10 protein-coding genes are annotated in these 10320 nt (G+C 63.5%); 3 read left to right on the forward strand and 7 right to left on the reverse strand.

All coding sequences use genetic code 11. The annotated features are described in order from the left end of the window. The 5 genes from JHD07_RS15315 to JHD07_RS15335 all read right to left on the reverse strand — a co-directional run. On the reverse strand, positions 1–476 hold a 476-nt coding region (locus JHD07_RS15315; RefSeq protein ID WP_291623622.1), incomplete at its 3' end, for a (Fe-S)-binding protein. Then, entirely contained in the window at positions 473–2254 is a 1782-nt protein-coding gene (locus JHD07_RS15320; RefSeq protein WP_291623577.1) for a NirA family protein, read from the reverse strand. The genes JHD07_RS15315 and JHD07_RS15320, both read right to left, overlap by 4 nt. Before the next feature lie 333 nt (positions 2255–2587). Next, entirely contained in the window at positions 2588–3751 is a 1164-nt protein-coding gene (locus JHD07_RS15325) for a CmpA/NrtA family ABC transporter substrate-binding protein (protein ID WP_291623579.1), read from the reverse strand. Next, entirely contained in the window at positions 3748–4338 is a 591-nt protein-coding gene (locus JHD07_RS15330) for an ANTAR domain-containing protein (RefSeq protein ID WP_291623604.1), read from the reverse strand. The genes JHD07_RS15325 and JHD07_RS15330 overlap by 4 nt, the downstream gene beginning before the upstream one ends. A 118-nt stretch (positions 4339–4456) precedes the next feature. Beyond that, a complete protein-coding gene (locus tag JHD07_RS15335) occupies positions 4457–5017 on the reverse strand; it encodes a hypothetical protein (protein ID WP_291623624.1) in 561 nt (186 codons plus the stop codon). A gap of 275 nt (positions 5018–5292) precedes the next feature. On the opposite strand from JHD07_RS15335, the gene rimO reads away from it, so the two are divergent. Continuing rightward, positions 5293–6612 carry a 30S ribosomal protein S12 methylthiotransferase RimO gene (gene rimO / locus JHD07_RS15340; protein ID WP_291623606.1) on the forward strand — a complete coding sequence of 440 codons (1320 nt, stop codon included), beginning with the start codon at positions 5293–5295 and terminating at the stop codon, positions 6610–6612. 18 nt (positions 6613–6630) lie between these two features. Here rimO and JHD07_RS15345 read toward each other — a convergent pair whose 3' ends face one another. After that, positions 6631–7578, reverse strand: a complete 948-nt coding sequence (locus tag JHD07_RS15345) for a hypothetical protein (protein WP_291623608.1) — start codon at positions 7576–7578, stop codon at positions 6631–6633. Positions 7579–7653: 75 nt separating this feature from the next. Beyond that, positions 7654–8601 (reverse strand): hypothetical protein, encoded by a 948-nt coding sequence (locus JHD07_RS15350; protein ID WP_291623610.1) that lies wholly within the window; start codon positions 8599–8601, stop codon positions 7654–7656. Positions 8602–8938: 337 nt separating this feature from the next. On the opposite strand from JHD07_RS15350, the gene JHD07_RS15355 reads away from it, so the two are divergent. Both JHD07_RS15355 and JHD07_RS15360 read left to right on the forward strand, forming a co-directional pair. Continuing rightward, the gene (locus tag JHD07_RS15355) at positions 8939–9580 is read left to right on the forward strand and encodes an Mpo1-like protein (RefSeq protein ID WP_291623612.1); all 642 of its coding nucleotides are present in this window, start codon (positions 8939–8941) and stop codon (positions 9578–9580) included. Between the two features lie 268 nt (positions 9581–9848). Further along, positions 9849–10320 (forward strand): aminotransferase class III-fold pyridoxal phosphate-dependent enzyme (locus JHD07_RS15360; protein WP_291623614.1); only part of this gene is annotated, 472 nt, incomplete at its 3' end.

A 10320-nucleotide genomic window follows, 5' to 3' on the forward strand; every position in this document is an offset into this window, starting at 1 on the left:
GTCACGGCCGGCGCCGGAGCATCGGCCCTGTCGGGAGTTTTTGCCGCGGGTGCCTTGTCCAGTTCCTCGTACAGCGACTTGAGCATCCGCGCGGTTTCCTTGCCGCCGGGGACGCAGAGGTTGAGCCGCGCTTCGCTGCGGCTCGCGATCGCTTCGGAATAATCGTGGCAATTGTAGCCGCACTGGCCGCAATCCTGCTGGGCCATCGCCGCCATCATCTTGCGGCGGACGGGGCGGCCCTCGGCCAGCTTCATCCGCTCGGCGATCGGCATGGTCTGGTCGTGCCAGGGGGCCTCGCCGTCGTCACCGTCACCGGCCTGCATGACGGCAGCACCCTGCTCCGCCGACAGCGGCGTTGCGACGTCGGGCGACAGCAGCCCGGCGAAGAAGCCGTTCAGCCAGGAGCGCTGCGCATCCGAGAACGGTGCGCTGGGCGGGATGATGTCGAGCTTTGGCGGAGGGGTGATCTGGTTCATGCGGACACCTGTGCATCGGCAAGCTTGCGCAGCGTTTCGCCGTCGTGGCGGCGCGCAAAGGAGAGGAAGGTTTCATCGGGCGAGGCGCGATGGGCGAGATAGGCCTTGAGCAGTCGTTCGACCGTCTTCGGCGCGTCCTCGGCCTTGAGGTCGTGATAGACCTCCTGCCCGACATCGGCGTCGGGGCCGAACCCGCCGCCGGTGAAGAGGTGGTAGCCCTCGACGGTATCCTCCTCATTGATCGGCACGCGCGCGCCGATCATGCCGATGTCGCTGATGTAATGCTGCGCGCAGGAATGATGGCAGCCGGTGACGTGGATGTTCACCGGCTTGTCCATCGCGACGCGCGGCTCGCACCAGTCCCCGATCTCGGCGGCGTCGCGCTTCGTGTTGGCCGCGGCGAAGCGGCAGCCGGCATTGCCGGTGCAGGCGATCAGGCCGGCGCGGATATGCGAGGCCTCGACCGCGAGCCCGATCTGCTTGATAGCCGCGATCGCAAGCTCGACATTCTCGTCGCGCACGCCCGATATCAGCAGGTTCTGCCAGACGGTCAGGCGGATCTCGCCGTCACCGAGGTCGCGAGCGACCTTGGCGAGGCCTCGCATCTGGTCGCAGGTGAGCTTGCCGAGCGTCAGCGACACGCCGATCCAGTTGAGGCCCTCCTGCTTCTGCTTGTGCACGCCGACATGCGCCATGCGATCCGCGGCGGGCCGCGGTGCGAACGCCTCTTCCGGCACGCGCGTGAATGGAGTCTTCAAGCGCTCCTCGACGAGCTTGAGGAAGCCGTCATGGCCCATGGCGTCGAGCACGTATTTCAGTCGCGCCTTGTTGCGGTTGGTGCGGTCGCCATGATCGATGAACACACGCACGATCGCGTCGGCGACGGCCGTGGCCTGCTCCGGCCTGACGATGATGCCGTAGTATTTGGCAAAATCCTTGTGGCCGGTGATGCCGCCGAGGCCGAGGCGGAACCAGATGCCGGGCTCGACGCCGAACCCGTCCTTCACCTCGTAGGCGGTGAAGGCGATGTCGTTGGTCTCTTCCAGCACCGCGATCTTGCCGGCGCCGTCGAAGGCGACGTTGAACTTGCGCGGCAGGCCGTAGAGCGAGCGGTCGTTGAGGATGTGGTAGTGCCACTCGCGCGCAAAGGGGCGCGTGTCGATCAACTCCTGCGGATCGATTCCGGCCGTCGGCGTTCCCGTCACGTTGCGGATGTTGTCGGCGCCGGAGCCGCGCGAGCACAGCCCGAGGTCCTGGATGCCCTCGATCAGCTTCACGGCATGCTTCGGCGGAATTTCGCGGAGCTGGAGATTGGCGCGCGTCGTGGCGTGGCTGTAGGGGCCGCAGAGCTCGTCGGCGAGATCGGCCAAGCCCGACAGCTGCCAGTGCTTCATGGTGCCGTTCGGGATGCGCAGACGGCACATGTAGGAATCCTGCGTCGGCGCGACGTAGAAGATTCCGTAGTAGCGCCAGCGGAAATTGTCCGCTGGGTTCGGCGGCGCGTTATCGAGCGCCTGCTGACGCAGCCGCGGATAGGCATCGAAGGGGTGCTCGTCGCGCTTCAGCTTCTCCTGGTCGGCGAGCTTCTTGCCCGACGCGATGACCCTGTCCTGCGCCTTGATGTGCACGGCATCGGGACCGACAGGTTCGGAATTCGCCTTGCCGGCACCCGGGCCGAGACCGCGGCCGACGCGGCTGATCTGCAGGCCGGTCGTGAAGCCTTCGAGATAGCGCTTCTGCTCGTCGGTAAAGTCGATTGAGAGCGTTTCGATTTTCATGGTCGGTAACGAAGCTCCTGCGGCCACCAAAGTGGCTTCGACGGGAATTGTGCGATCCGCGGGGAACTCGCCGGCTCAGGAGCCCGCTTCGTCACCCGACGGTCCGTTCAGCTTCGTTGCTGTGGGACTCGGCTCAGCAGGCACCTATGACAAGCTGGCCGCAGCGCAACATTCAAGTTGCGTGCCAGCTCGACGGAAACGTAAACCCTTGCGATTTCAGGTGATTACGACAGGCCTGAGGAACTGTAGGGTCTGGCGCGCTAACGAAATTCGAGCAGCCAGCTCAAACATTAGACAGCGAATCGACCTGCCTAGAAGCGAAGCAGGACCAAATTACGCCTTCCAGCGCCCGACCGCGAAGGCCTTGAGATGCCCACTGATGTCGTCAGGATCAAAGGCTGGCCCGGCGAAGGCGCCGAACGCCGCTGGAGCTTCAATGGGCGCCCTGTTGCCGAGCGCTGCGTCGTAGAGATCTGGCCTGAACACCGCCATTGCCGTCTTCGCGCCATCCGGGGTCAGCGCCGTCTGGCCCCAGCGCACCATCTGCGCATAGAGCCAGGCCGCCTGGATCGGATCGGGCCGCCCTGCTCCCTCGCGCCCAACGAGGAGGTAGCGGCCGCTCTCGCGGAAGGTGCCGTCGGGCGAGATCTTCAGCCGTCCTGTAAGGGTGCGCTGGATGACCTCGGCATCAACGCCGATCCGCTCCGGCTGCGCCAGGATCTGCGCCGCCTCGGCCCGGTTCTCGGGATGCTCAATGAACTCGGCCGCTTTCACGGCTGCCCGCACCAGGGCCGCGACCACATCAGGGTTCTTGTCCGCCCAGGTCTGGCGGACTGCCAGCACCTTCTCCGCCGCACGGACCAGGATGTCGGAGACGAAGTGCAGGATGTGGCCGATGCCGAGATCGACCGCGACCGAGTTCCAGGGCGCGCCGACGCAGAACGCATCGACATGGCCGTTCTTGAGACTGTCGACCATGTAGGGCGGCGGCAGCACCACCAGGCGCACATCCTCGTCGGGATCGACGCCGGCCGCGGCCATCCAGAACCGCAATTGGTAATTGTGGGTCGAGAACGGGAAGGTCATGCCGAAGGTCAGCGGTTCGGCCCCCGCCTTGCGCCTGATCGCAACGACCTTCGCCAGCGCTTTCGCGGTCGCCATCGGGTCGAAGCGATCGCCGTCGATCTGCTCCATCAGCGCGGCATGAAGCGCCGGCGACACCGTGATGGCATTGCCGTTGATGCCGAGATTGAAAGGGGCGGCGATCGGCACCTTGACGTGGCCGAGCCCGAGCGAGGACGCGATCGCCACGGGCGCCAAAAGATGCGCAGCGTCGAACAGGCCGATGTTCAGCTTGTCGCGGACATTCGACCAAGAGACCTCGCGCACCAGCTCGACGTCGAGCCCTTCGGCTGCGGCAAAACCCTTGTCGACCGCGACGATCAGCGCGGCGGCGTCGACCAGCGGAATGAACCCGATGCGGAGGGGAACGGTCATTTCAGCATCTCCGACGCGGTGATGATCGATTGCGCGATCTCGCCGATTTTCTTCTTCTCGCGCATCGCTGTGGAGCGCATCAGCACATAGGCCTCGTCCTCGGTCAGGCCCTTCACCCTCATCAGAATGCCCTTGGCGCGCTCGATGACCTTGCGGTCCTCGAGCTGCGACTTGGTGCGATCGAGCTCCTCCTGGAGCTTGGCGAAGGCGTTGAAGCGGGACACGCAGAGGTCGAGGATCGGCTTCATGCGCTCCTTCTTCAGCCCGTCGACGATGTAGGCCGACACCCCCGCCTCGACCGAGGCCTGGATCGAGGCGGAATCGCTCTGGTCGACGAACATGGCGACCGGCCGCTTCACCGCACGGCTGACCTGGAACATCGCCTCCAGCACGTCGCGGCTGGGGTTCTCCAGGTCGATCACGATGATGTCGGGGTCCACCGCATAGATGCGGGCGAGCAGGCTCTGCATCTCGCTGATATGGACGACCTGGGTGAACCCGGCGTCCCGCAACCCTTCCTCGAGGATCGCGGCCCGGACGGGGCTTTCATCGACGATCACGATTTTGGGCGACTGGTCGGCGCTCATGGGTCACTCGCGGCAGGTGATTCATCCATAGCACGCCCGAACGCCCTGCAAAGGGTCGTAATTATCGGCAATAGGGACTAGCTCAGCCGAGCTTTCGGCTGCGAAGCGGAACTCATGCTCAGGGAATCGTTGCCCCCGCGATCATCTTTTCGAGAAGTGGCACGGCAGCCAGCACCGCCGCCTCGTTGCGACCGGAGACCGCCAGCCTCACGACGTAGGAGTTGCCGTCCTTGTCGCGATCGGCGTAATGCGCGATCACTTCGACCGGCTGGTCCTTCAGTGACGGATCGTCGTAGCGGTTGACGATGACCTTGGGATTGACCGAGGGAAGCTTGGCGATCTTTGCATTCTTGCCGGATGTCGTTGCCCAATCCCGATCACTGGCAGCGACCCATTGAACCAATTTGGTCCGGCCCTCGTTGTAGCGGCCTTCGGCGTAGATGATTGCTTCTGCTTCACCGAAGCTCTTCCCCTTAGGCACGAACATCGACGCGCCGTATTTGAGGCTCGCAGCATCGTCCCTCACCCACCCATCAGGCGCTGTCACGCGTGGCCTGAATTCAGGACACAATCCTCCTTGCCGATCGCAGACATGGATGATCTTGTCGACTTCAGCTCGCGCCGGGAACATTGCGCAGGAAGCGGCAACGAAGGCCAAGCCGAAGATGAAACGGCGCATCGCAGTTGAGCTCCGTGGAATTAGGCAAGAAACAGAATGACAACTAAAACGGGCACGTTCGAGCAATTCACCTCGGAGCCTCCACTCGCCCGATCCGAATGAGCTTGCCGGTCAGGAACCCTCAGCCAGTCCCTTCCCTGTGAATGGCCAATGACGTCAAATACCGCGAGTATCGCTTTAGCGTCGCGCCGCATACGTTAGTTATTGAGTTTCGCCATCGGTTCAATTACTTGGATCGCAAATCCAGACAATTCAGATAGGCTCCAGGCGATTATATGGACAGAGCGCCGCGCATTTCATTCACGTCACTCGGATGCCCCAAGGCATTGGTGGATTCCGAGCGCATCATCACCCGCCTGCGCGCGGAGGGGTACGAGCTCGCCCGCAAGCATGACGGGGCTGACATCGTCATCGTCAACACCTGCGGCTTCCTCGACAGCGCCAAGCAGGAATCGCTCTCGGCGATCGGCGAGGCCATGGCCGAGAACGGCAAGGTGATCGTGACAGGCTGCATGGGCGCCGAACCGGAAGCGATCGAGCAGGCCTATCCGGGCGTGCTCTCGATCACGGGCCCGCAGCAATATGAGAGCGTGCTCGACGCCGTGCACCGCGCGCTGCCGCCGGCGCACAATCCGCATCTCGACCTGGTGCCGCCGCAGGGCATCAAGCTGACGCCGCGCCACTACGCCTATTTGAAGATCTCAGAGGGCTGCAACAACCGCTGCACCTTCTGCATCATCCCGAAGCTGCGCGGTGACCTCGTCTCGCGCCCGGCCGACGACGTGCTGCGCGAGGCCGAGCGCCTGGTCGGCGCCGGCGTCAAGGAGCTGCTGGTGATCTCGCAGGACACCTCGGCTTACGGCGTCGATCTCAAATATGCCGAGAGCCCGTGGAAGGATCGCCAGGTCCGCGCCAAATTCCTCGACCTCGCGCGCGAGCTCGGCGAGTTAGGGGCCTGGGTCCGGCTGCAATATGTCTACCCCTACCCGCATGTCGACGAGGTCATCGCGCTGATGAGCGAGGGCAAGGTGCTGCCCTATCTCGACATCCCGTTCCAGCATGCGAGCCCCAACGTGCTCAAGGCGATGAAGCGCCCGGCCGCGCAGGACAAGACGCTGGAGCGGATCAAGCGCTGGCGCGAGCAATGCCCTGATCTCGCCCTGCGCTCGACCTTCATCGTCGGCTTCCCCGGCGAGACCGATTCCGACTTCGCCTATCTGCTCGACTGGCTAGATGAAGCCGAGATCGATCGCCTCGGCTGCTTCAAATACGAGCCGGTTGCCGGCGCCACCTCGAACGCGATCGAGAACCCCGTGCCCGAAGAGGTCAAGCAGGAGCGCTACAACGCCCTGATGGCCCGCCAGCAGAAGATCTCGGCGCGGCGCCTGAAGCGCAAGGTCGGCACGCGCCAGCAGGTCATCATCGACGAGGTCGGGCCCACGGTGGCCAAGGGCCGCTCCAAGGCCGATGCGCCGGAGATCGACGGCGCCGTGTATCTCTCAAGCCGCCGCCCCTTGCGCGTCGGCGAGATCGTCACCGCGAAGATCGAGCGCGCGGACGCCTACGACCTGCGCGGTAGCGTTGCGGGGTTCTGAGGGCGTTTGCCAACGACCTCAGTCCACTGTCGCCCGATAAACGGCATTCTCGCCGAAGTGATACAAGTGTCTGCCGCGGCCCTGCAATCGGCCGGATGGCCGGCCAGAGCCATCGGGCATCAACAGGCGCGCTCGCCTAACAAGGATAATCCCATCTCGATCCAATCGTCCGATGTAGGCCACGTCGGCTTGATCGTCGTACTGTCCTGAAAACAAAATCTCCGCCTCGGACATTGCGAATGCCTGGCAGCCTCGGAGTTTCGTGCGCTTCGAGGTCAATTGAAAGTCTGCGCCAATCCCGCAGATCTGGAAATGCGGGTAGGCGAAAATGACAGCCTCTGCTCCAGACACGTTGAGTGCATAGCAATCATAGATCGTAGGGCCCGCATCGTTCGGAAATTCCCAGATCTTCTCCCCAAGACCCGAGAAGCAGACCAGCCCGGCCTGCCCAACTGGCGCTGGGCCAGGATGTCCCCATCCATAATTTCCAAAGATACCTTCGTCGAAATACCCCACCCAGATCCGGCCGCGATCATCGATCTGGAGATCACTAATGCTGTCACCGAAGAGGACTCGGTCCGCTTGCCCAGTATGGGGATCAAAGACGACTCCGTTCAGGTCGTAGTCCGTCGTGCCCCGCCAGTTGCACCTTGTACCGGCCAGCAGGAGGCGTCCATCGGGAAACATGTCCACCTTGGGAAACGCGATATCGAGTGGCGGCAAGTCAATCGATTGGATTGATCCGGAGCTTTCCCTCAGCAGCCGAAATCGCTTCAGACCGTCCATTCTCGCTCGCGGAAACGAGCCGATAGCACCGTGATCGCTCTCGAACACGGCATGACGTGCGGATTCCTCAACGAACAGAAATAGCAGCGACTGATCGCCCGCCACCCCGCTCGCAGCAAGCAGGAAACCGGGAAGCGTCGGCGCCGCGCCAATCTTCTCGAATTGTATTGACCTGATCAACTGAGCCCCTGGTACCAACGAGCTGCCCGAGGCAGCATCACCAAGCACGCGCCGGGCGCAAGCGCAAAGTCGCGATCAGGATGCCGCCAGCCATTTCGGCACCCAGCGCTCCGGCCTTGGTGCGCGGGCGAGATCAGCCTTCGCTTCGGACAGCAGCGCCGGCTCGCCCTCGATGGCCGGACGCACATCGTATTCGAAGCTCGGCATGATGCGGCCGTCGGCATAGAGCCCGAACTTCATCGCATACCAAAGCCCGAGCTCGGGCTGCGCGCGGCGCATCTCCTCGCGCAGGTCGCGCAGCAGGGACTCGATCGAGGCGGCCTCCTCGAACGGCTGCGGCCCGCGCGACAGCACGCGCGCCTCGTATTGCCTGCCGACGATCGCGACCTCGAAATGCGTCCTGTCCCAGGGCTTCTTGCCCTTGGGCAGATGCGCGGCCAGTCGCCAGCCGAGTTCGGCCATCAGGCGATGATTGGCCCAATAGTCCTCGCGGTCGCGACCCCATTTTTCCACGAAGTCGCGAAAGTCGGGCAGGTGCGATGCATTGTCGTCCGGCGCCGTCGGCTCGCCATGCAGTCGTCCGGCGAGCCATTGCGCGAGCTCGACCGTCTGGCACTCCACCTCGTCATGCGGCTTGAGATCGCTCCAGGCCTTCTCGAATTGCTGCGACGTCAGTTTGGCAAGGAGGCCACCGAGGCTCGGCGCCAGCAATTCGTAATCGCCCTCCGACCCCAGTCCCACGATCGGCGGATTGTCGCGGTTGAGACCTGCGCCATACCAGCCGCCGACGGCCGAACCATCCGGCAGCCGCATGAACAGCGAAAACCTGTCTCGCAACGGACTGCCGTCGACGATCGGTGCGGAATCGGAGAATTGGCCCTGCAGCGAAAAGCAGCCGACGCTGCCCCACGGCCGCCCGTCGAGCCACGCGGCAAAGTCGACTAGCAGCGGGGGCGCTTCGATGCCAGGCGGAAATGCGCCGCGAATGCTGTCGAGGTCGATTCGATAAGGCGTATCGGACAAGGCTGAAAACTGTCTGGTTGGTCCCGTCCCTCTTGGTCTGAGCCGACATGCGTCCGGTTCGAGCCAAGTCGCGTCCTTCGACCACAAACCCGCCCAAGGCGCAATGGTTTCTCGGGTCAAGCGAAGAAACTGGATGAAACAACTGCCATCGTCGGAGGACGGCGCGCACCCACCTTAAACCGCTTGATACGCTCTAGCCTGCGCTATCTTCGCTATCGTCGGCAGCACCCTGCACACGCGGCCGGCGCACCGCAATGTGACACTATAATGCATTCACGCAGGGGTCACGGACTCGGCCTAACTCTGCCCGCGCTTTCAACGCGAGCGAGGATTTTTGATGAGCCGCCTCTCGGACATGCTGCGCACGCAGCGCTTCGACGATTACCGCTTCTACCACCAGAGCACCGTCAACCAGACGCTGCACCTGATCAGCGCCGTCATCTTCCTGTTCTGCTACGCGTTGCTATTCGTGGACCCCGCGCTGGCCGGCATCGTCGGCTGGCTTGCGATGCTGACGCGGCAGACCGGGCATTTCTTCTTCGAGCCGAACGGCTATGACGCCGTCAACGACGTCAGCAACGAGTACAAAGAAGAGATCAAGGTCGGCTACAACCAGACCCGCAAGATCGTGCTGCTGCTGGTCTGGGGCAGTGCGCCGATCGCACTGTACGTGTATCCGGCACTGTTCGGACTTTTCGATCCGCCCGCCGATCGCTTCGACTTTATCCGCCATGTGGGAGCGCTCTGGCTCGCGATCGGAATCGCCGGGGGACTCGCGCGCATGCTGCAGCTGTTCGCCACCCGCGACGTCACGACGGGGCTGGTCTGGGTGTTCAAGGTGCTGACCGACCCCTTCCACAACATCGCCCTGTACTGGAAATCACCGCTCAAGCTGATGCGCGGCGAGCTGATCGACACCGCGATTGCGGACGCCGATTGGGGCGACGAAGACGCCGAGGAAGCCGCTCACCTGACTTGACCGTTGCACGCCAGGCGGGTGTTCGGTAAAACGCCCGCTTGACAAGCCCCGCCATTCGCATGTATTGCCGCGCCCCATGATCAACCGGACCCATCAGCGCACCGCAATGCTCCGTCGTCGCTCCCGCGACGATGAGAGGGTGCGCCATGTCCGACGACGCCGCTGAACCACTAAAGTTCAGCCGAGGTTTTCGAGAAGGCCGCACCCGCAAGGTGCGGCCTTCTTGCTTTTTGCGCCCGTTTTCCACCCGCCTCCAGAGGAGTACGACATGACCACGCATCCGTATGACGCGCTGATGGACATCACCGCACGGCCCAAGGCCGTGTTCGTCCGCGGCGCCGGCTCCTACCTCTGGGACGACAGCCGCAAGCGCTATCTCGACTTCGTGCAGGGCTGGGCCGTGAACTGCCTCGGTCACTCCCCACCGGCGGTCGCTGACGCGCTTGGTGCGCAAGCCAGGCGACTGCTGACGCCGAGCCCGGCCTTCTACAACGAGCCGAGCCTCAAACTCGCGCAGGCACTCGTCGAGAATAGTGCTTTCGATCAGGTGTTTTTTGCCAACTCCGGTGCGGAGGCCAATGAAGGCGCGATCAAGCTCGCGCGCAAATTTGGCAGCGTGCACAAGGGCGGCGCGTTCGAGATCATCAGCTTCGAGGGCGGCTTCCACGGCCGGACGCTGGCGACGATGTCGGCCTCGGGCAAGAAGGCGTTCGAGCCGCTGTTCGAGCCGAAGGTGTCAG

The sequence above is a fragment of the Bradyrhizobium sp. genome (genome assembly GCF_016462955.1).
Lineage (GTDB): Bacteria > Pseudomonadota > Alphaproteobacteria > Rhizobiales > Xanthobacteraceae > Bradyrhizobium.

Bases quoted from the DNA above. Each gene is read 5' to 3' on its own strand.
- JHD07_RS15320 (WP_291623577.1), bottom strand. From the start codon at position 2,254: ATGAAAATCGAAACGCTCTCAATCGACTTTACCGACGAGCAGAAGCGC.
- JHD07_RS15325 (WP_291623579.1), bottom strand. From the start codon at position 3,751: ATGACCGTTCCCCTCCGCATCGGGTTCATTCCGCTGGTCGACGCCGCC.
- JHD07_RS15330 (WP_291623604.1), bottom strand. From the start codon at position 4,338: ATGAGCGCCGACCAGTCGCCCAAAATCGTGATCGTCGATGAAAGCCCC.
- JHD07_RS15335 (WP_291623624.1), bottom strand. From the start codon at position 5,017: ATGCGCCGTTTCATCTTCGGCTTGGCCTTCGTTGCCGCTTCCTGCGCA.
- rimO (WP_291623606.1), top strand. From the start codon at position 5,293: ATGGACAGAGCGCCGCGCATTTCATTCACGTCACTCGGATGCCCCAAG.
- JHD07_RS15355 (WP_291623612.1), top strand. From the start codon at position 8,939: ATGAGCCGCCTCTCGGACATGCTGCGCACGCAGCGCTTCGACGATTAC.